The sequence below is a fragment of the Hydrogenophaga sp. L310 genome, assembly GCF_055703065.1.
This window is the reverse complement of sequence record NZ_JBVPZA010000007.1, coordinates 165,038-185,039: the sequence shown is the minus strand read 5'-3', so window position 1 is coordinate 185,039 and position 20,002 is coordinate 165,038. Positions and strand designations below refer to the sequence as shown.

15 protein-coding genes are annotated in these 20,002 nt (G+C 62.7%); 7 read left to right on the top strand and 8 right to left on the bottom strand.

The genetic code is table 11. The annotated features are described in order from the left end of the window. Nucleotides 1-54 precede the first annotated feature (54 nt). The gene (locus AC0GNO_RS13850) at nt 55-975 is read right to left on the bottom strand and encodes a hydroxymethylglutaryl-CoA lyase (protein ID WP_472904346.1); all 921 of its coding nucleotides are present in this window, start codon (nt 973-975) and stop codon (nt 55-57) included. A 10-nt stretch (nt 976-985) separates the two neighbouring features. Next, a complete protein-coding gene (locus AC0GNO_RS13845) occupies nt 986-2,206 on the bottom strand; it encodes a CaiB/BaiF CoA transferase family protein (protein WP_472890212.1) in 1,221 nt (406 codons plus the stop codon). Nucleotides 2,207-2,588: 382 nt separating this feature from the next. Between AC0GNO_RS13845 and AC0GNO_RS13840 the strand changes: the two genes are divergently transcribed. The 4 genes from AC0GNO_RS13840 (at nt 2,589) to AC0GNO_RS13825 (ending at nt 8,249) form a co-directional block, all read left to right on the top strand. After that, nucleotides 2,589-3,986 carry a sensor histidine kinase gene (locus tag AC0GNO_RS13840; protein WP_472890213.1) on the top strand — a complete coding sequence of 466 codons (1,398 nt, stop codon included), beginning with the start codon at nt 2,589-2,591 and terminating at the stop codon, nt 3,984-3,986. A 24-nt stretch (nt 3,987-4,010) separates the two neighbouring features. Beyond that, the gene (locus tag AC0GNO_RS13835; RefSeq protein ID WP_472890214.1) at nt 4,011-5,387 is read left to right on the top strand and encodes a sigma-54-dependent transcriptional regulator; all 1,377 of its coding nucleotides are present in this window, start codon (nt 4,011-4,013) and stop codon (nt 5,385-5,387) included. Between the two features lie 220 nt (nt 5,388-5,607). After that, nucleotides 5,608-7,824: a malate synthase G gene (locus AC0GNO_RS13830; RefSeq protein ID WP_472904345.1), complete on the top strand. Its 2,217-nt coding sequence runs from the start codon at nt 5,608-5,610 to the stop codon at nt 7,822-7,824. Between the two features lie 125 nt (nt 7,825-7,949). Beyond that, on the top strand, nt 7,950-8,249 hold the full coding sequence (locus AC0GNO_RS13825) for a hypothetical protein (protein WP_472904344.1): 300 nt from the start codon (nt 7,950-7,952) through the stop codon (nt 8,247-8,249). A 13-nt stretch (nt 8,250-8,262) separates the two neighbouring features. On the opposite strand, the gene AC0GNO_RS13820 is transcribed toward AC0GNO_RS13825, so the two are convergent. Beyond that, complete coding sequence (locus tag AC0GNO_RS13820; RefSeq protein ID WP_472904343.1) at nt 8,263-8,904, bottom strand: hypothetical protein; 642 nt, start codon at nt 8,902-8,904, stop codon at nt 8,263-8,265. Nucleotides 8,905-9,249: 345 nt separating this feature from the next. Here AC0GNO_RS13820 and tnpA point away from each other — a divergent pair, with 345 nt between their 5' ends. The 3 genes from tnpA (at nt 9,250) to tnpC (ending at nt 11,616) form a co-directional block, all read left to right on the top strand. Continuing rightward, nucleotides 9,250-9,693: an IS66-like element accessory protein TnpA gene (gene tnpA / locus AC0GNO_RS13815; protein WP_247655648.1), complete on the top strand. Its 444-nt coding sequence runs from the start codon at nt 9,250-9,252 to the stop codon at nt 9,691-9,693. Beyond that, nucleotides 9,690-10,022, top strand: a complete 333-nt coding sequence (gene tnpB / locus AC0GNO_RS13810) for an IS66 family insertion sequence element accessory protein TnpB (RefSeq protein ID WP_210824873.1) — start codon at nt 9,690-9,692, stop codon at nt 10,020-10,022. Before tnpA ends, tnpB begins: the two co-directional genes overlap by 4 nt. 82 nt (nt 10,023-10,104) lie before the next feature. Further along, nucleotides 10,105-11,616 (top strand): IS66 family transposase, encoded by a 1,512-nt coding sequence (tnpC, locus tag AC0GNO_RS13805; RefSeq protein WP_210824929.1) that lies wholly within the window; start codon nt 10,105-10,107, stop codon nt 11,614-11,616. Nucleotides 11,617-11,905: 289 nt separating this feature from the next. On the opposite strand, the gene AC0GNO_RS13800 is transcribed toward tnpC, so the two are convergent. Genes AC0GNO_RS13800 through AC0GNO_RS13780 form a run of 5 tightly spaced genes read right to left on the bottom strand, consistent with a single transcriptional unit; the run spans nt 11,906 to nt 19,994 of the window. Then, on the bottom strand, nt 11,906-14,647 hold the full coding sequence (locus AC0GNO_RS13800) for a DEAD/DEAH box helicase family protein (RefSeq protein WP_472904342.1): 2,742 nt from the start codon (nt 14,645-14,647) through the stop codon (nt 11,906-11,908). Continuing rightward, nucleotides 14,644-15,750 carry a virulence RhuM family protein gene (locus AC0GNO_RS13795; RefSeq protein ID WP_472904341.1) on the bottom strand — a complete coding sequence of 369 codons (1,107 nt, stop codon included), beginning with the start codon at nt 15,748-15,750 and terminating at the stop codon, nt 14,644-14,646. Before AC0GNO_RS13795 ends, AC0GNO_RS13800 begins: the two co-directional genes overlap by 4 nt. After that, a complete protein-coding gene (locus tag AC0GNO_RS13790) occupies nt 15,747-17,495 on the bottom strand; it encodes a site-specific DNA-methyltransferase (protein WP_472904340.1) in 1,749 nt (582 codons plus the stop codon). Before AC0GNO_RS13790 ends, AC0GNO_RS13795 begins: the two co-directional genes overlap by 4 nt. Continuing rightward, on the bottom strand, nt 17,492-19,840 hold the full coding sequence (locus tag AC0GNO_RS13785) for an AAA family ATPase (protein WP_472904339.1): 2,349 nt from the start codon (nt 19,838-19,840) through the stop codon (nt 17,492-17,494). Before AC0GNO_RS13785 ends, AC0GNO_RS13790 begins: the two co-directional genes overlap by 4 nt. After that, on the bottom strand, nt 19,803-19,994 hold the full coding sequence (locus AC0GNO_RS13780) for a hypothetical protein (RefSeq protein WP_472904338.1): 192 nt from the start codon (nt 19,992-19,994) through the stop codon (nt 19,803-19,805). The genes AC0GNO_RS13785 and AC0GNO_RS13780 overlap by 38 nt, the downstream gene beginning before the upstream one ends. Nucleotides 19,995-20,002 lie beyond the last annotated feature (8 nt).

Here is a 20,002-nt window from a genome sequence, read left to right as displayed (position 1 = left end):
ATCCACCACGGAGAGCCGCCCCTGCCCCGGCTGGCGGGGCGGCCTTCATGAACCTCAGGCGCGCCAGCCCCTGGGCAGGCCGGCCTCGGGTGTCATGCCGTAGACCGGCTCGCCGGGCAGGCCGGCCTTGAGCGGCTCCCGTGCAGCGATGAGTTTCTGCAGGTCCACCCCGGTGGACACGCCCATGGCTTCGAACATGAAGACCAGGTCTTCGGTGACCACGTTGCCGCTGGCGCCGGGCGCATAGGGGCAGCCGCCCAGGCCGCCGAGCGAGCTGTCGAAGCTGCGCACGCCCACGTCGAACGCGGCCAGGCAGTTGGCCAGGCCCAGGCCGCGCGTGTTGTGCAGGTGGGCGGCGCCGGCGCGCTCGCCCAGTTCGGCGCGCAGGCGGGTGAACAGGCGGCGCACCTGGGCCGGGTGGGCCATGCCGGTGGTGTCGGACAAACCCACTTCGTCCACGCCCGCGTCCGCACAGGCGAGCGCGAGGCGGATCACGTCGTCTTCATCCACCGCGCCCTGCAGCGTGCAGCCAAACGCAGTGGACAGGCCCACCTCCACCGGCACCCCGGGCGCCTCGGCGTTGCGCAGCGCGATCACCTCGCGCAACTCGGCCAGCATCTGCCCGCGCGTCTTGCGCACATTGGCCAGCGAATGCGCTTCACTGGCCGACACCGGCAGGGTGAGCTTGTGCACGCCCGCGGCCAGCGCGGCTTGTGCGCCGCGCCGGTTCGGCACCAGCGCCATCACGCACAGGCCAGGCAGCGTGCGCGCGTGGCCCACCACCTCGGCCACGTCGGCCATCTGCGGCAGCAGCCTGGCGGGCACGAACGACCCCACCTCGATCTCGCGCAGACCGGCCGCGGCCAGCGCATCGATCCAGCGGCACTTGTCGGCCGTGGACATGACGGTCTGGACGGACTGCAGCCCGTCGCGCGGGCCGACTTCGCTGATGTGGACCTGGGGGGCGTTGGGCATGGCGCCTCCCTCAGCCAGCGACCACGCGCTGGGCATGCAGGCGCTGGATATCGGCTTCGGCATAGCCCAAAGCCTGCAGCAACTCCACCGTGTGCTGCCCCAGGGTGGGCGGCTGCAGGCGCACACCCAGGCGGTGACCGTCCATGGTGAAGGGAAACAGCGTGGTCTTGGCGGTCTGGCCGGCGCGCGCACCGTCGGGCAGGGTGATGTCGGCCAGGCCGCCGGTGGCCAGCAGGTGTTCGTCGTCGTACAGCTCCTCGGGCTTGCGGATGGGGGCGAAGGGCAAGCCGACCCGTTCAAACAGCGCGGCCAGATCGGCGGCGCTGCGCCCGGCCAGCCGCTCGCGCAGGATGGGCAGCAGCTGCGGGCGTTGCCTCACGCGGGCGTTGTTGTCGGGGAAACGCGGGTCGGCCTTGAGGTCGGCAAAACCCAGCGCATCGCAGAAGGTGGTCCACTGCGCGTCACTCACGGCGGCCAGGAAAATCTGCTCGCCGTCTTTCACGGTGAACACGTCGTACACCGCCCAGGCCGAGATGCGCTCGGGCATGGGCGCGGCCGCCTGGCCGGTGATGGCGTACTGCAGCATGTGCTGGCCGACGAGGAACACGTTGTTCTCGAACAGCGCGCTCTGCACCTCCTGGCCCTTGCCGGTGATGCCGCGCTGGATCAGCGCACCCAGCGCGCCAATGGCGCCGAACATGCCGCCCATGATGTCGTTCACGCTGGTGCCCGCGCGCAGCGGATCGCCGGGGCGCCCGGTCATGTAGGCCAGGCCGCCCATCATCTGCACCACCTCGTCCAGCGCGGTGCGGTGGTCGTAGGGGCCGGGCAGAAAGCCCTTGAGGCTGATGTAGATGCAGCGCGGGTTCACCTGCGACAGGGCCGCGTAGTCGAGCCCGTATTTGCCCATGGTGCCGGGCTTGAAATTCTCGGCCACCACATCGGCGCCGGCCGCGAGCTTGCGCGCCAGCTCGGCGCCCTCGGGCCTGTGCAGGTCGATGGCGATGCTTTTCTTGTTGCGGTTGAAGAGCGGGAAGAAGCCCGCGCCCGAGCCCAGCAGGTGGCGCGTGCGGTCGCCGTCGATCGGCTCGACCTTGATGACTTCAGCCCCCATGTCGGCCAGCACCATGCCACAGGTGGGGCCCATGACCATGTGGGTGAACTCGACCACGCGCAGGCCCTTGAGCGGCTGCGGGATGTCGGCGGAAGGGGCGTTGGGCTCGGCGTTCATGGTTCCGGTTTCGTGAATCAAGGTGCTCATCATGCCAACGCCCTCAGCCTCTGATCGAACCCTCATGGTCCGCGTGGGCAAAAAGGGTGCCCTCTGTCGGCGTCCAGGCGGCCGATCATGATGGATTCCGTCCACCGGATGAAGGGCCGTACCACGCCCCGATCGTTACAAAGAGTCGCACAGGCACCCCGCCGATCAGCCGGCAACGCAGCAGGTGGGAAGTGCGCGCCAGCAACCACTTTTTGCCGGTCCGGCGCCCGCTTCATTTGTTGCACAAGATACCCAGTTCTTGGTATTGACAGCCCATGGGGGCACTGGCAATGTAACCAACCGTACACACCGATTTCGCTGCGCAACGGAACTGGACACCGGGTTAAACCAAATGACCGTCTCCGAGATCCTGAGGCCACCACAGCCGCTGAACCTGCGCAAACGGTTCGCGCTGGCGAGCCTGCTTGTGATCTCGGCGATTGCCATCGTGCTCGGGCTGGTGCTGTCCAACGTGCTGACCGAACGCATGTTGCAGCGCGAGGGCGAGGTCACCGGGGCCTTCATGCAGAACCTGCTGACGACCGACCGGTCGGCCGAGTTCCTGGCCAATCCCGCCGATCCCGAACTGCGCCAGCGCTTCCTGCGCTCCATGGAGCACATCGTCGCCATGAGCGACACCGTGCGCTCGAACGCCTACGGGCTCGACAAGTCGGTGCTCTGGTCCACCAACAAGAGCCTGGTCGGCAAGCGGTTTGACGACAACCCCGAGCTCGACACCGCGCTCACGGGCCGTCTCGAAGTGCACGCGGAAGACGTCAACCTCGAAGAAGTCTTCCACGACCGCAAGACGGAACACGTCGGCATGTCGACGCAAGACGGCTTTTTTGTGGAAACCTACATCCCGATCCTGGCCCGGGACAGCGACCGGGTGCTGGGTGTCATGGAGGTCTACAAGCGGCCCACCCAGCTCAACGCCGCGATCCACCGCGGCCTCCAGCAGCTCTGGATCGCCTGCTTCCTGTGTGCCATCGGCCTCTTTGTCACCCTGTACTGGATCGTGGCCCATGCCGACAAGACCCTGCGCGACCAGCAGCTGCGCCTGACCGAAGCGCAAAGCCTGGCTTCGGCGGTCGAGCTCGCCAGTGCCGTGGCCCACAACCTGCGCAACCCGCTGGCATCCATCCGCTCGGCGGCCGAACTGATGAACGGCGGCCACCTCGACGAAGACGAGATCAGCGAAGTGAGCGAAGGCGTGATCGACGCCGTGGACCGGGCCGACCGCTGGATCACGGAGCTGGTGCACGTGTCGCAGGCGCCCCAGCTGCAGCCCGAAGCGGTGGATCTGGGCACGCTGGTCGAGACCTGCCTGCTGGAGATGGCCCCCGAAATGACCCGCCGACACATCGTCTGGAATGTAGAAAACACCAGGGCCCTGCAGGTCGATGCCCACCCGGCCACCCTGCGCCAGATCCTGCTGAGCATCATGGCCAACGCCATCGAGGCCATGCCCGGCGGGGGCCACCTGGACATCAGCTGGTGCAGCACGCCCACCCTGGCCGGGCTGCGCCTCGCCGACAGCGGCACCGGCATCTCGGACGAAGTGCAGAAGCGCCTCTTCCGCCCGTTCTTCAGCACCAAGGGCGGCGGCCTGGGCATCGGTCTGGCCCTTGTCAAACGCATGGTCGAGCAGTGGCATGGCCACCTCACGCTGGCGCCGGCCACCCCGCAAGGCACCAGCGTCGAAATTCTGCTGCCCCGTTCCGCGCCCTGCCTGACCCAACCGGCCTGAAAGCCCCAACCCGAGAGCTGCACCATGGCAACCCTACTGGTCATCGAAGACGAGCCGATGCTGGCCAAGAACATCGCACGCTTCTTCCAGCAACACCACCACACGGTGGAAATTGCCAGCGATGGGGTCGCGGGCCTGGAGGCGGCGCGCCGTCTCATGCCCGACGTGGCCATCGTGGACTACCAGTTGCCCGGCATCAACGGACTCGAAGTGATCCGCGAACTGCACCGCAACGACGACCAGGTGCGCACGGTGATGGTGTCGGGGCATGCCAACGTGGCGGTGGCGGTCGATGCCATGAAGGCGGGCTCCTTCGACCTGCTCACCAAGCCGGTCCCGCTCAAGACCCTGAAAGACGTGATCGACCGCGCCCTGGCGGAGGCCAACGCCCGGCGCGAACTCGACTACTACAAGCGCCGCGAAGCCGAACACGGCGGCATCGAATGCATCCTGGGCGAATCACGTCCCATCCAGGCCTTGCGCGAACTGATCCAGGTCCTGATCCAGAACGAACCGTCCGACGCCTCCCCGGTGGCACCCATCCTGATCTGCGGCGAGACGGGCTCCGGCAAGGAGCTGGTGGCCCGGGCCTGCCACTTTTCGGGGCCGCGCGCCAAGGGCGCCTTTGTCGAAGTCAGCTGTGCCTCGCTGCCCGCGCACCTGATGGAGGGCGAACTCTTCGGTTACGAAAAAGGCGGCGATCACGCTGAACGGCGCATCGGGCTTTTCGAAGCGGCGGATGGCGGCACCCTGTTCCTCGACGAGATCGGCGAGCTGGACCTGAGCCTGCAGGCCAAGCTGTTGCGCGTGCTGGAAAACCTCCGGGTGCGGCGGCTGGGTGCCGTGACCGACCGGTTGATCAATGTGCGCGTCGTGGCCGCCACCAACCGCGATCTGGAGGCGATGACGCGCGCCGGGCAGTTCCGCGCCGACCTGCTGTACCGGCTGCGCGTGTTTGCGGTCCGCGTGCCACCGTTGCGCGCCCGCGGCAGCGATCTCTGGCTGCTTGCGCAACATTTCGCCACCGTGTTCACCAAGCGCTACAACAAACCGCCCACCACGCTCGACCCCTCCGCCGAGGCCGCCCTGCTGCAACACACCTGGCCGGGCAACGTGCGTGAACTCAGCAACGTCATCGAGCGCGCCGTGCTGCTGAGCACCGATGGCCGCATTTCCTCCTCCGATCTCCTGCTCACGCCCAGCGCGCCCGTGGACTTCGCTGAAAAACCATCGGAACTGCCCGAGTTCACCCGCAACGAAGAACTGGAACGCTCGCACCTGGTGCGCGCCCTGGAAGAAACGCACTGGAACCTGCCGGCCGCGGCCACGATGCTGGACGTGAGCGTCGATGCGCTGCAACAACGCATGGACCGCCACGGTCTCTACGCGCCAGCCAAGTGACACCAGCCCTCCGATAGCGGCAAATTACATTCAAAAAAGTCACTTATCAATCGGACCTTTGTTATTTAATACCGATCCAGGTATGGAATAACATTCCTCTTCTTGTGTCCAGCCTGGGGAATGTCCCCTTTCGGTACAGCACCCGGCACGATGTTTGCCCGTGCAGCCCGGGACACCTGACACGCCTGCCCCATTCGTTTCACCTGTCCGAGGTATTGCCATGTCCGCCACCACCGCACGCACTTCCGTTCACGGTCTGCAGGTCGCCACCGCCCTCTACGACTTCATCAATCAAAGCGTGCTGCCCGGCACAGGCGTTTCCAGCGATTCTTTCTGGAAAGGCTTTGATGCCATCGTCGCCGACCTCGCCCCGAAAAACGCCGCCCTGCTGGCCGAACGCGACCGCCTGCAGACCGAGCTGGACACCTGGCACAACGCCAATCCCGGCCCGATCACCGACATGGCGGGCTACCGCAAATTCCTGGAGACCATCGGCTACCTGGTGCCGGTGCCAACCGACGCCCAGGCCACCACGACCAACGTGGACGCCGAGCTCGCCATCCAGGCCGGCCCGCAGCTGGTGGTGCCGATCCTGAACGCGCGCTACGCGCTCAACGCCGCCAACGCCCGCTGGGGCTCGCTGTACGACGCGCTCTACGGCACCGACGCCATCTCCGAAGCCGACGGCTGCGAAAAAGGCCCGGGCTACAACGAGAAGCGCGGCGCCAGGGTCGTCGCCTTCGCGCGCCAGCTGCTCGACGAAGCGGCTCCGCTGGCCGGCGCCTCGCACAGCGACGCCACGGTGTATTTCGTCAAGGACGGCAGCTTGCAGGTCGCCGTCAAGGGCGGCCAGGTCGTCGGCCTGAAAGACCCGGCCCAGTTCGTCGGCTACCAGGGCGATGCGCGCGGCGTCTCCAGCGCCCTGCTCGTGCACAACGGCCTGCACATCGACATCATCATCGACCGCTCCAAACCCATCGGCCAGAGCGATGCGGCCGGCATTGCCGACGTGGTGGTTGAAGCCGCTCTGTCCACCATCCTCGACCTCGAAGACTCCGTGGCCGCCGTCGACGCCGAAGACAAGCTGCTGGCCTACAGCAACTGGCTCGGCATCCTCAAGGGCGACCTGACCGAAGACGTCGCCAAAGGCGGCAAGACTTTCACGCGCGGCCTCAACCCCGACCGCGTGTACACCGCGCCCACGGGTTCGGGCGAAGTGCGCCTGCACGGCCGCTCGCTGCTCTTCGTGCGCAACGTCGGCCACCTGATGACCAACCCGGCCATCCTCTGGGGCACGGACGCCCAAGAGATCCCCGAAGGCATCATGGACGCGATGGTCACCACCACCATCGCCCTGCACGACCTGCAAGGCCACGGCCAGCTCGCCAGCGGCGCTATCCGCAACAGCCGCACCGGCTCGGTCTACATCGTCAAGCCCAAGATGCACGGCCCCAAGGAAGTCGGCTTCGCTGCCGAACTCTTCAGCCGCGTCGAACAGGTGCTCGGCCTGCCCGACAGCACCGTCAAGCTCGGCATCATGGACGAAGAGCGCCGCACCTCGGTCAACCTGAAAGCCTGCATCGCCGCCGCCGCCAGCCGCGTCGCCTTCATCAACACCGGCTTCCTCGACCGCACCGGCGACGAGATGCACACCGCCATGCTCGCCGGCCCGATGGTGCGCAAGGGCGACATGAAAACCAGCGCCTGGATCCAGGCCTACGAGCGCAACAACGTGCTGGTGGGACTCTCCTGCGGCCTGCGCGGCAAGGCGCAGATCGGCAAGGGCATGTGGGCCATGCCCGACCTGATGGCCGACATGCTCAAGCAGAAGATCGCCCACCCCAAGGCCGGCGCCAACACCGCCTGGGTGCCCAGCCCGACCGGCGCCACGCTGCACGCCCTGCACTACCACCAGGTGCTGGTGTCCGACGTGCAGAAAGAGATGGAGAAGATCGACGCCAACGCCGAGCGCGACAACCTGCTCACCGGCCTGCTGACCATCCCTGTGACCGCCAACCCCAACTGGACCGCCGAAGAAAAACAGCAGGAACTCGACAACAACGCCCAGGGCATCCTGGGTTACGTGGTGCGCTGGGTGGACCAGGGCGTGGGCTGCTCCAAGGTGCCTGACATCCACAACGTCGGCCTGATGGAAGACCGCGCCACGCTGCGCATCAGCAGCCAGCACATGGCCAACTGGCTGCACCACGGCGTGGTGACGGAGCAGCAGGTGCGCGAGACGTTTGAACGCATGGCCGCCGTGGTGGACCAGCAGAACGCGGGTGACCCGCTGTACCAGCCCATGGCCGGCCACTTCGACACCAGCATGGCCTACCAGGCCGCCTGCGACCTGGTCTTCAAAGGCCTGGCCCAGCCCAGCGGCTACACCGAGCCGCTGCTGCACGCGTGGCGTTTGAAGGTCAAGGCCGCAGCCTGAGATCCCCGCATGTCCCCTCTCCCTCTGGGAGAGGGCAGGGGCAAGGGCCCTCACCGAGCCAACCCCTTCACTGCACGCAACGGCGCCCTCGGGCGCCGTTTTACGTGGCACAGACAATCAACCCCATGGCACTGCAATACCTGATCTTCGACGCCAGCGACGATGGCGAAGGCACCGGCACCTGGGACGCCATGGCCAGCGTGCGCGCGGCCGAGCTGCCCGCGGTATTGGCCGAAGTGCGGGCCGTGCTGGACTGGGCCGAACGCCACAGCCCCGGCCTGCGCGGGCCTCTGGACGAAGGCGGTGCCTGGGACGCCGACCAGCAGCTGCAGACCGACGGCGACTGGACCACGGTGACGCTGACGATCACGGGGCCCTGGGAATGGGGCGAGTCGTTGGTGACGCGGTTTACAGAACAGACGTGACGTCTGACCGCGATCACGAATCAGACCGTCTCGGTAGGTCACCAAATACAACGCGGAACGGAGTTCCCAGCCGCAAGACTTCTTCGAGCCGGTGAATGCTGATCTGCTTGGGCTTCTGCAACCGCAGAGCAGACATGACCTTGGTCGTTGGCGACGCAGCTCCGCGCATGAACCGCCGAACCTCGTCAATTGATACCCGTCCGCCGGCAGGCCTGAGTTCGCGCAACTCTGCACCAATATCCAGATCCCCCAGAACCTCTTTATCACCCAGAAAGGATCCAAACACCACGATGCAATCCACTTGGCATCGGTGCTTCTCGGGGTCGGCATTGATCTTGATGGCGCGTTCGATCACCCGTTCGAGCAATTTTTTCGCTTCAACTCGAAGCAACCCATTTGTAGCATTGGCAAGCGCGAGCTGAGCCAGCTTGTTAGTCACTGAATATCGGTCAGAGCACTCTGCATTCGCCTGAAAGAAGCCGTCCGCCACCATTGCATAAAGCACCGGCAATGCCTCCCGCACAGGCGCCCCCAATGCTTCACAAAATTCATCCAGAGAAAAAGGTCGGCCGTCACGCAGATGAAGCTGTCTTGCACAGTCCAACAGAATTTCGGGCGCCACGCCATACACCAACTCATTCGGCACCAGATGCATCGCGCGCTCCTTGATCCCCCTGTCGGATCAGTGATTCCCAGGTCCCATCCAGCCTTCGCCGAATGATCTTGGCTCGATCAAAGCCGACAGAGGAAGGGAGTGAACCCAACGTCCCATCTTTGCGTGGCTTTCGACCCGCCAAGTCCCACATCCAGTCATTCCGACCCCACTCCCACTCCCAGCGGACACCAAATTCAAGAACCTGAAGACGGCTCTCGTAACCGTCGTGACGCTGGAGGTGAATGACCATGTACCGTTCAAGCCCCAACTCCCGTCCAAGGTAAGCGGCTGGCAAACCCATCTTGAATGACCTGGTCGGTCTGAGCAAGATCATGTGCACGCAACATGAACGTGGACACGATGCTCAAAGACCCTCAGACCCAGCGCTATGCGCAGCGCCGTACGCACCGCACCTACACCCCGCAATTCAAGGCCGAACTGGTGGCCATGTGCCAGGAGCCCGGCGCATCGATCGCGGCGGTGGCCCTGCAACATGGCATGAATGCCAACTTGCTGCACCGCTGGCGCAAGGAGTGGGCACAGGGACTGCACCGCATCGAAGGTGGCATCACCACGACAGTCGCAACACCTCAGACCCCGGCCTTCATTCCCATCGAGCTGAGCAGCGCAGCGTCAACGGCTGCCAGTGAGCAGCCCAGCGTTGCCTCCTCAACGCCAGCGGCCGACATCCGTATCGAATGCCAACATCCCGGCATATCCGTGACCGTGCACTGGCCCTTGTCCGCCACGGCCCAGTGCGCCCAGATGCTGCGCGAGTTGTTGCGGTGATCCGCATCGATGCGGCCTGGCTGGCCACCGCCCCGCTGGACATGCGCGCGGGCACCGACACCGCCCTGGCGCGGGTGATCACCACCTTCGGCGCGGCCCATCCGCACCACGCCTACGTCTTCGCCAACCAGAGAGCCAATCGCCTGAAGGTTCTGGTGCACGACGGCGTGGGACTGTGGCTGGTTGCGCGCCGGTTGCACCAGGGCAAGTTCGTCTGGGCGCCGCCGGGCAGTCCGAACGTGGCACTGGAACACGCTCAGCTGGACGCCCTGGTGCTGGGCTTACCCTGGCAACGCGTGGGCTCGCGCGGCGCCATCACCGTGATCTGAATCTTCCGTTCGACGATGAATCCATGGCAATTGGGAGATTTGCCAATGGCCTTGGCTGTTGGTGATTGGCACACTGCGGGTCATGGTGATCGACGAGCAAGCCCTAGGCGAACTGGACGCAGAGCAACTGCGTGAAGTCACCCAGCGCCTGCTCACCGAATTGCGCCACCAGCGTGCCCTCAACGAGAAGCTCGCCTATGAGTGCGCGCTGCTCAAGCGGCTGAAGTTCGCCGCCCAATCTGAGCGTCACAGCGCCGATCAGCGCAACCTGCTGGAAGAGGAGCTCGACAGCGACCTGGCCGCCGTCGCGCACGAGATCGAGCAATTGCGCCCGGCACAACCTGCTGCCCAGAAGCAGCAACCCAAACGCGCACTGCTGCCGGCCAATCTGCCACGGCGCGAGATACACCACGAACCCACGTCCACGACATGCCAGTGCGGCTGTCAGTTCAAGCGCATCGGCGAGGATGTGGCCGAGAAGCTGGACTACGTGCCGGGCGTCTTCACGGTGGAACGTCACATCCGGGGCAAGTGGGCCTGCGCAAAGTGCCAGACCATCACGCAGGCGCCGGTGGCCGCCCACGTCATCGACAAAGGCATCCCGACTACTGGCCTGCTGGCCCAGGTGCTGGTGGCCAAGTACGCAGACCATCAGCCCTTGTACCGGCAGGAGAACATCTTCGGTCGTGCCGGTCTGGCCATTCCCAGATCCACCCTGGCGCAATGGGTGGGCACCTGCGGCGCGCGCTTGCAACCGCTGGTCGAGGCCCTCAGGGCCGAGTTGCTCGGCCACCGGGTGTTGCACGGCGACGAAACCCCGGTGGCCATGCTCAAGCCGGGCAACGGCAAGACGCACCGGGCCTACCTGTGGGCCTATGCCCCGGGAGCGTTTGAAGACATGAAGGCCGTGGTCTATGACTTCTGCGAGTCACGTGCCGGAGAACACGCCCGAGCCTTCCTGGGCGACTGGCGCGGCAGCCTGATCTGCGACGACTACGCCGGGTACAAAGCCAGCTTCGCCCAAGGCGTCACAGAAGCTGGTTGCCTGGCTCACGCCAGACGCAAGTACTTTGATTTGCACGCGGCCAACAAGAGCCAGATCGCCGAGTTTGCCTTGACGCAGTTCGCCCGGGTCTATGAGATAGAACGGGAAGTCCAGGCCCTACCTGCACCGCAACGGCTGCAGGTGCGCCAGCAGCACAGCCGGCCGATACTGGACGCCTTGCACCAGTGGATGGTGCTGCAGCGCCAGCAGGTGGCGGGCAACTCGGCCACAGCCAAGGCACTGGACTACAGCCTCAAGCGCTGGACAGCGCTCACGCGCTTTGTCGATGACCCGCAATTGCCGGCTGACAACAATTGGATCGAGAACCAGATCCGGCCCATTGCCCTTGGGCGCTCGAACTGGTTGTTTGCCGGTAGCCTGCGCGCGGGTCAGCGAGCAGCGGCCGTGATGAGCCTGATCCAGTCGGCACGCATGAACGGGCACGACCCATATGCCTACCTCAAGGATGTGCTCACCCGGCTGCCCGCGCACAAGGCCAGCCGCATCGATGAGCTCTTGCCGCACCGCTGGCAACCCGCCGACATCTGAACCTCAGCCATGACCGCCAGCAGCGGTCAACATGGGTTCACCGCGCGCATACCGTCCAAGCACCTGAGCTGACAGTCGATCCACCTCCGCATACAGCTGCGTTCGAACTGCTCTGAGGGCCTCATAGCCCTTCTGTTCTGCCTTTGGCTTTTCGGCGTCCGCACGAACCCTCTCGTGATGCCTTGAGAGCTTCCTCAACAGACTCTTGGCCTGGCGCAACTCTGCGGGCTTCATGAGGCGGATGGGGGAGAGGTCCAGAAATTCCATGAGAAAGCCAGCCACCGAAAAACTATGAGGGCAGCTTCTCAAAACGCAGGTAGTCCGCCACTCCTTTGTCTTCCGTCACCTGCTCGTGCGGAATCAGGAGGTATTTCCAGGGTTTGGCGCCCACGCTGCTGGCGTGGTCTGAAGCGTTTTGGCACCACACCGCACCAGCCTCTGCCTTGGCCACTACGTGTGCCGCTTCCATTTCATTGCGTGCCTTGGTCTCCACCATCAACACGAAGTGCTCGGTCTCGGCCACGAAGTCGGGCACGTATTCCGGCTGTTCTGGGCCCAGCTTGTAGAACATCTGGAACTGCCCCTTGGCAGGCTTGAACCACTTGTTCGCATCCCGCTCCAGGATCACCGCAAAGCGCCGCTCGGTGTCCGAGTCGAACTTCTGCTGCGGGTACAGGCATTTGCTGAACCCGCCGAAAACCATTTGTTTGATGCGGCTTGGCTCGTCCACCGTATCCCGGTAGTTGCGCACCGGCTGCCCGGCCGCCACCGTGTAAGTCGGTTCCTTCAATGCGGTGAAACCACGGCTGATGACCACCTCGTATCCGCCAGCCGACTCATAAAAGTGAGTCGCCATCTGGGCATGGATGTTCTTGGCGATCAACACACGGTCCAGGTCCAGCACATTGCGCACCTCTTCCGGGTCACTCAGGTAGCTCTGCAGGTGCTTCACCATCTGCCCCGCCAGATCGTAGAGCAGCCCGGCATGCACCGTGTAGTCGATGTCGTCAAAGTCGATCAGCGCATGGACGATGTAGTCCTCCAGCCGCCGTTCGGTGCGCCCGCCCTGGGCCGACAGCGTGAACTGCTTGTGGGTGCGCAAGTCTTGCCCCACTAGGGAACGGTCTTTCGGCTGCAGGTGCAGGCCTGACACATCCAGCGTGAACGGATGGAAGCCGCTGGTGACCTCGCCCTTGGGTACCACGGCAATGCGCGGAATATCGATGGTCTGCTTCACCACCTCTTCCACCGTGCGCCGCACCACATCGGTCAGGTCCAGCTCCAGCGGCGCGTCCACACCATCCAGCGTTGCCTGCACAGGCGGAAGCCGTTCTTTGACCGCTTGCGCGATCTGGGCTTGCAGCTCGGGCGACAGAAAGGCCTGGCGCGTGGGCGCTTCGTCGCGGCGCACCTCGTACTGCCCCAGCACATCCATCACCACGGCCGCAGCTTGTCGCTCTTGCTGCGTGGCAAACACCGGCTCAATCTTCGCAGTACCACGGGATTCCTCTGCCCCGCTACCGTCACTGCCATCGGTAGAACCAGGTTCCCCGCCCCCACCCAGGCGCTCCGCCAGATTCGGCCTCACCGTCACGCTGCGGGTGCCCGCGTTCTCCCGGTCAGGCGCCTCCAGAATCAGCGTCTTGAGCTTGATCGGCGAATCCGCGCGGTTCGCGTCGTCGATGATTTCCTGAAACCGGTCGTGCGCAATGATGTTCAGCCGGTCCACCGCGTCCACGCCGGTGCGCTTGCCATATGGCAGTCGCAAGCCCCGGCCGATGGACTGTTCCACCAGCGTGCGCGCGTTCGCGGCGCGCAGCGGCACGATGGTGTAAAGGTTGGTCACGTCCCATCCCTCTTTGAGCATGTTCACGTGGATCACGATCTCGGTCGGTTCGTCCACGCTTTCCACCGCCAGCAGACGGCGGATCATGTCCTCCTCGTCCGCGCCGGTCTTGCTGCTGTCCACCTGGATCACCTTGTTGCGGTAGCGCCCGGCAAAGAAATCGCCAGACTGCAGGTAGGTCAGCAGGTCGCCCGCATGTGTGGTGTCGCGCGCGATCACCAGCATGAAGGGTTTCACCTCTTTCACGCCCTGGGTGCGTGCGTAGGTCTTCAGCTCCACCTTGGTGGACTCGTGCATGCGCACGCCGTCCTGTAGCTTCACGCGCTCTACCTCTTCGGGTGGCATGGACTTGGCGTCAAAGTTGCGCTGCGTCACCACCGCCGGCTCTTTGACAAAGCCATCTTCCATGGCACGAGCCAGCGGGTAGTCCACCACCACGTTCTTGAACGCGACCGGCCCCTTGGTGGTTTCCACAAACGGCGTGGCCGTCAGCTCCAGGCCCAGCAAAGGCTTCAGCTCGTTGATGGCGCGCACCCCAGCCGAAGCGCGGTAGCGGTGCGACTCGTCCATCAACAGCACCAGATCTTTCAAATCAGCCAGGTACTCAAAGTAACTTTGGCCGATGTACTCACTCAGCCGCTTGATACGCGGCGCCTTACCCCCGCGCACCTCGGAGTTGATCTTCGAGATGTTGAAAATGTTGATCGTCACCGGCGACAGCAGGTCGCCCAGCGCCTGGGCGCGCTCTTCGTAGTTGTCGCCGGTGATGATCTCCGGCGGGTACGACGAAAACTCGGCAATGCCCTTGAACACGTACTTGGGCGTGTTGGGCGTGAAGTCGGCGATCAGCTTGTCGTAAATCGTGAGGTTGGGCGCCAGCACAAAAAAGTGCCTGATGCCGTGCGCCTGAAACAGGTAGCTGATGAACGCGCCCATCAGCCGCGTCTTGCCCACGCCGGTGGCCAGCGCAAAACACAGCGAGGGGAATTCCCGCTCAAAGTCCTGCAACGTGGGGAACAGGCCCTTCAATGCTTGCAGTACCGCCGCCACGTCGGCGTCATCGCGCTCGTGCTGCAGCATGGCAGGCGCGGCTTCGATGGCGCTGGCCAGCTGTTTCAAGGATTCGTGTTGTGGCGTCCGCAGGCTCAGGCGGCCCGTGATGGCGTTGACTTCGCGCTGGCTCATGCGCCTCCCTTTTTGTTGGTCTTTGGTGTTTGGCTTGTCTTGGCTGCCGTGGCCTTCTTGGGCACCGGTGCTTTGGACACCTGCTTTTCCAGCGCCTTCACCGGTTTGAGCAAGGCGGTTTCAAAGTCCTGCTCGGCGCGGCTGGGCAGCTCGCGCTGCTGCTGGCGGTAGGCTTCAAATGCAGCCTCGGCCTTGCCCTGCGCTGCCTCGGCGCTGATGCGGCCGGCGTGCGTCAGGATCTCGCGGCCCGACAGGCGCAAAAAGTCGTCCAGCTTGCCGATCCATTGCGCCATCGTCACCGGCAGGCGGTTCAGTGCCTGCAACTCGGCGAACTCCAGGTACGCGTTGACGATGCGGTTGAGCACCTGCAGTTCGTCTTCCGTCAGGTAGTTCTTGGCCACGGCCACATCGGCCTTGCGCGGTGCGCCACCCGTCGGAGCGGCTGCCCAGGTGAGCAAGCCCGCGTGCGGTTTGTTGGCGTCCACCCGCAGCGCGATCAGTTCGGCCGCGGTGTGGCCGTGTGCGGCCCAGTGCATCTTGTTTTGCACCGTGCCAAAAAAGCGCTGAGAGGCCTCGGCGCTGGGGTCGTAGTCCACGCTGGTGGCGTAGATGTCCAGCACCTTGCGCCAGAACATTTTTTCTGAAGAGCGTATGTCGCGGATGCGCGCCAGCAGCTCTTCAAAATAATCCGCATCGGCCCCGCGCTTGAAGCGCTCGTCGTCCAGCACGAAGCCTTTGACCAGGTAACCCTTGAGCGTTTCGGTGGCCCACTGGCGAAACTGCACCCCTCGGTGCGACCGCACCCGGTAGCCCACCGCCAGCACCACGTCCAGGTTGTAGTGCTTGAGGCTGCGGCTCACGTCGCGCCCCCCTTCGGATCGAACTTGTAAGTACGGCTTACAGGTTGCCGCCTCCAGCACCTCGCCGTCGGCATAGATGGCGCGAATGTGCTGCGTGATGTTCTGCGGCGTGCTCTGGTACAGGTCGGCCAGTTGCTGCTGGGTCAGCCACAAGGTGCCGCCCGACAGGCGCACCTGCATGCGCGCCTGCCCGTCGGGTGCCTGGTACAGCACCAGCTCGCCATCGTCGGCCGCCGGGCTCATGCCCCGTCCCCGGCAAACAGGTCGTCCTGCGCCGCCACCTCAGCCACCGGCTTCTGCGCCATCGGCAGGTTGGCCACGTTCAGGCTGTAGTCGTCATGGCCCCACTCGCAGCGGTCCTTCACCATCTTGGGAATCTTCTTGATGGTGAGGTTGGGCCAGCGCTCGGCCGCTTGCGCGGCGGTCACGCCCCGGTAGGCCGCGCAGCACACCAGCAACGAGCGCCCTTCGCCCACCTCGGTGCTCAGCGATTCCAGCTGTTCTGCGCTCAGCGTCTGCGTGGTCACGTAGATGAAATCGCGCTCGCTGCTGTGGCCTTGCTGCCACCACAACACCTCGCTGGGCGCGTAGGTGAAGCCTTCCAGCTTGCACATGGCCGCCGCCAGCATGGTGGCGTCGTACTCGGGGTTGATCACCAGGTTGCCCCAGCGATCGGTGCTCAACAGCGTGGGAGCCAGTTCGTAGTAACGGAAGCCGCCGCCGCCCTGCCAGCCGGTGGCCTGCGTCACTCCGGCCGAATCTTGCCCATCAATAAGCAATTTAAGGCGCGGAACGATATGGGTATCACAGTGTTCTCTTAGCTCTACCATGATCCACCGTCGCTTCATTTTGTGCGCAACTGCACCGGTCGTGCCTGATCCTCCGAATGAGTCGAGAACCCAATCACCTTCATTTGTAGCAATTTCGAGACAGCGTTTAATCAATGCCTCTGGTTTTTTCCCATTGGGAAATGCGACGCCGCCTTCATTGTGCAAATTATTTGAAAGCAAATCATCCCAAAGATTGGTCAAAGGTGAGGCGGTCTGCAAAACTCCATCAATTTTCCTAGTCTTCGCTTTGTAAAAAATCAACTGTTCCCCGGACAAGAAATAGTAATCATCCTTATCTTCTCGCCGAGAAATTTGAACGATTCCAGGATGACTATTGGAGGCTTCCAAAGCTTGCCGCGCGGATTCGTTAACATCCTTGGAAGCTACACGTGCCGTGCGAACGACTCTACAAGCGTTGAGAAGGACGAATTGGTTGACCCTCTCTTCCAGCTTCTCGGCATATTTCTTCTTGGCATCGTCCCAAGACGAAAGGCCACTGTATCGAACAAACGCATCCTTCAGGGCAATGAGCTTCCACTCGGAGCAGTCGAGCTCAAAATTATCGACAAACTTCGAATATCGATCATCTCTCCTTCCTGGTACAAAAACCTTGTTAGGCTTCCAGTGTGATTTGTTTTTGGCATAGCAAACTATGTAGTTATTTGTTGTCACCATGCCTGGGTTAACGGCCTTCGGGCCAGACACCGAGCTTTGCTTGAACGTGATAACGCCTACCCTATTACTTCTACCAAATATCTCATCAGCAACCACTATTAGATAGGCTAGCTCGTTGTCATCTATATGGATAAAAATGCTGCCATCCTTTGATAGCAATCGATTAATTATCTCAAGACGATCGCGCATTAACCCAAGCCACAACGAATGTTCTATGCCGTCGTCATAGTGCTCGAATGCTTGTTGAGTATTGAACGGTGGATCAATGTAGACACACTTAATCTGACCAGCATAGTCCGCCTCCAGCGCTTTCAATGCCAGCAGGTTGTCGCCCTTGATCAGCCGGTTGTCGAACAGGTCTTTCTCCGTCACCCGCTGCTTGGCGTGGTAACTGCGGGCCGAGTCCTCAAGCAAGATGCGCGGCTCCAGCCGGGGCCGCTGGTCTTTACCGATCCAGGTGAGTTCGAGTTTTTGATGTTTCATGAAGGCTTCTTGAGCGGGTGCAACCGTCGCGTTTCTTGGCGCGTGGCCCAGTAGGAGCCCGATTTGTCGCTGCCAGGCCAGCCCTCATCGTCACAAATCAAGGCGGCGCCGACCTCGTGCACTAAGGTGGCGAAATCCAATGCGTCCTTGTGCGGCATGTGGTTCGCCAACTCAGCGTAGTGGCAGCCAAAGATGTTCCTCAACTGAGCCATTTCGTTCAATGCCTTGAGCTTGTCGCCGATCTTGACCTCGGTGTATGTCCCATCCGCAGCTCTGACCTCAACGCGCAAAGCGGCAGTGAGCTTCTTTTCACAAACCTTGGGCAACAGGTCGCCCAAGGTCAGCCTTCCCTTCTTACGTGGCACGTCGCACTCATAGCGCACCGTCAAGAAGTCGCACATGGCTTCGAGCAAGACCCCAGCTGTAGCGCAGGCAGACTGGAGCAGCGGCGGATTGGCTGCGAGGTGCTGGCGAAGTTCGATCAACGGCGCCTGGCTCAGTTTGGCAGTGGCGATACCCGTATTCGCATCCCAGACACCCAGCTCCATCATTTCGCACTGACCATTCTTCAGCCACCCCCAACGAAACTTCTCGCGCCAAGGCTGATAGTGCGTGGTGATGAGGGTGTGCTTGAACTTCTTGGACTCGTCGTACAGCATCTCAATGAGTCGATCCACATGGGGCTCATCAATGCTGCCCAACACATCGTCCATCACGACCAGCGTGCGTTCAGGCTCGCGGAGCGCAGCCAAGGCCAGAAAGATGCAGAGTCCCAACGAGTCCAGGTGGGATTCACTGAAGTAGGCGTGCGGAGGCTGGTCCTGGCTGGACAAAAACTGCGCAGACAGATCCACCGAGCCAGTCTTGTTCGGATCAAGCTTCAGACTGATTTTGTTCAACCCCTCGCCTGGATGGATGATTTCGTAGAGGCGGCCCACCTCCTGCGCGATTGAGGAGAGGATGGCATCGAGGAAGTACTTGCGCTCGTTCTCGCAGATGGCCAGCGCAGCACGCAACCGAGGCAAGACCTTGGAAACCACCTTCTGATTGTCCAAATTCGTCTGATACTGCTCGTACACCGTCCTGACGGTCGTGTACCAGGTTTTCTTGCCTTCCAGGTCAGCGATCAGCGCAACCGCTGACGTGCTTGCGGCAAGTAACACCTCAACAGCAATGGCATCAATCACGCCCTGCTCAGCGATCTGATCAAGTACTGCGGCCAAACCAGGACTCGTGGTGGCCCATTGTTCAGCCAAGAGTTGCGTCTTATCACATGCACCCAAGGCGGCCTGTTTCGAGCGAGTGATTGCGGAGGTGAAAATCGCCTGCTTGGACGTGGCATTTGACTGCGCCTGTCCCAAAGCTTTGCGGGCATCTGTCACCGCTTTTAACTTGGCGAGTCGCGCAGAGACGCGATCAGCCAAGTCCGTCACGCGCTCACCACTCTCACACAGCGGGCATTGATCACCCACTGGATGCTGGGCGAAATGGTCCTTGGCTGCGGACAAGATGCGCTCGAACGCAGCGTCTTCCGCCAAAGCCGCAGCCTCGATCTGAGCCAACGCAGATTCCGCACTTGAAAGAGCCCCTGCAGCCGCCTGTGATTCAGCGCTGGCACTGTCAATCGAATCACGCATCCGCTCGATGGCCTCGATGGCTCTCTGCCCAAGGCGGAGCTTTTCGACTTCCTCGGTCGGGTCGGTAGGCGGGTTCTGCAGAATCGCCTGTGCCCACACCAGAAACGACGCCTCAGTGCTGCCAGACTCCTTGTGCAGCCTGGTCAGTGTTTCGCGGTTCTCAGCGATCCTGTTCGCCGCGGTATTCAGTACGCCTTCCGACTCTTTGACTTGTTTTCGCAAAGCAGCCTCGGATTGCTCGGCCAACGAGATATCGATGAATGGCTTGAGGGCGTCGTATTTCTCCTTGGGTGCCTCCTGAACCAAGCTCAGGATCGAAGCCCGGCGGAGCACCTCGACCTTGGGACGAGCTGTGTCTGCCGGCGTTACTGACACACCTTTGGATGCGGACTGAGCCCTCCAAACCTGATCGCCCATGGTCACTTCCACGAGGATGTTGGTAAGAGGCTGCCCCAGCGTCGGCCAGTAGGGCTTCAACAATCCCAAACCACGGTTTTCCAATGAGCCGACCTTGGCGTTGCCAAGAAAGTCAAACGCATCAGAGATCGTGGTCTTCCCTGTGCCGTTTTCGCCATAGATCAGCGTCAACGATTTGCTGGGATCAAAAGTTAGCGAGAAGTCTTTGGTTGATCCACGGAAGTGCTTGATTCTCAGAGACTTGAGTGGTGCCTTAGCTGCCATCTGTGCCTCCGGCAACTTGTTTTTCAAGCGAGTTCTCAAACAAGGCATACCAGTCCTCTGGCTTCACCTTTCCCGACAAGATCTTCTCTGAGAGCTTGTTTATCTCATCAGGTAGCGCCAGCCCCGTCTTTTGAAGCGCAGCCGAAATGCGTTGTACCAACTCTTCGTTTGGTGTTCCCATGATCCATC

Coding starts and splice junctions, on each gene's coding strand:
- AC0GNO_RS13850 (WP_472904346.1), bottom strand. CDS start 975: ATGCCCAACGCCCCCCAGGTCCACATCAGCGAAGTCGGCCCGCGCGAC.
- AC0GNO_RS13845 (WP_472890212.1), bottom strand. CDS start 2,206: ATGAACGCCGAGCCCAACGCCCCTTCCGCCGACATCCCGCAGCCGCTC.
- AC0GNO_RS13840 (WP_472890213.1), top strand. CDS start 2,589: ATGACCGTCTCCGAGATCCTGAGGCCACCACAGCCGCTGAACCTGCGC.
- AC0GNO_RS13835 (WP_472890214.1), top strand. CDS start 4,011: ATGGCAACCCTACTGGTCATCGAAGACGAGCCGATGCTGGCCAAGAAC.
- AC0GNO_RS13830 (WP_472904345.1), top strand. CDS start 5,608: ATGTCCGCCACCACCGCACGCACTTCCGTTCACGGTCTGCAGGTCGCC.
- AC0GNO_RS13825 (WP_472904344.1), top strand. CDS start 7,950: ATGGCACTGCAATACCTGATCTTCGACGCCAGCGACGATGGCGAAGGC.
- AC0GNO_RS13820 (WP_472904343.1), bottom strand. CDS start 8,904: ATGCATCTGGTGCCGAATGAGTTGGTGTATGGCGTGGCGCCCGAAATT.
- tnpA (WP_247655648.1), top strand. CDS start 9,250: ATGAACGTGGACACGATGCTCAAAGACCCTCAGACCCAGCGCTATGCG.
- tnpC (WP_210824929.1), top strand. CDS start 10,105: ATGGTGATCGACGAGCAAGCCCTAGGCGAACTGGACGCAGAGCAACTG.
- AC0GNO_RS13800 (WP_472904342.1), bottom strand. CDS start 14,647: ATGAGCCAGCGCGAAGTCAACGCCATCACGGGCCGCCTGAGCCTGCGG.
- AC0GNO_RS13795 (WP_472904341.1), bottom strand. CDS start 15,750: ATGAGCCCGGCGGCCGACGATGGCGAGCTGGTGCTGTACCAGGCACCC.
- AC0GNO_RS13790 (WP_472904340.1), bottom strand. CDS start 17,495: ATGAAACATCAAAAACTCGAACTCACCTGGATCGGTAAAGACCAGCGG.
- AC0GNO_RS13780 (WP_472904338.1), bottom strand. CDS start 19,994: ATGGGAACACCAAACGAAGAGTTGGTACAACGCATTTCGGCTGCGCTT.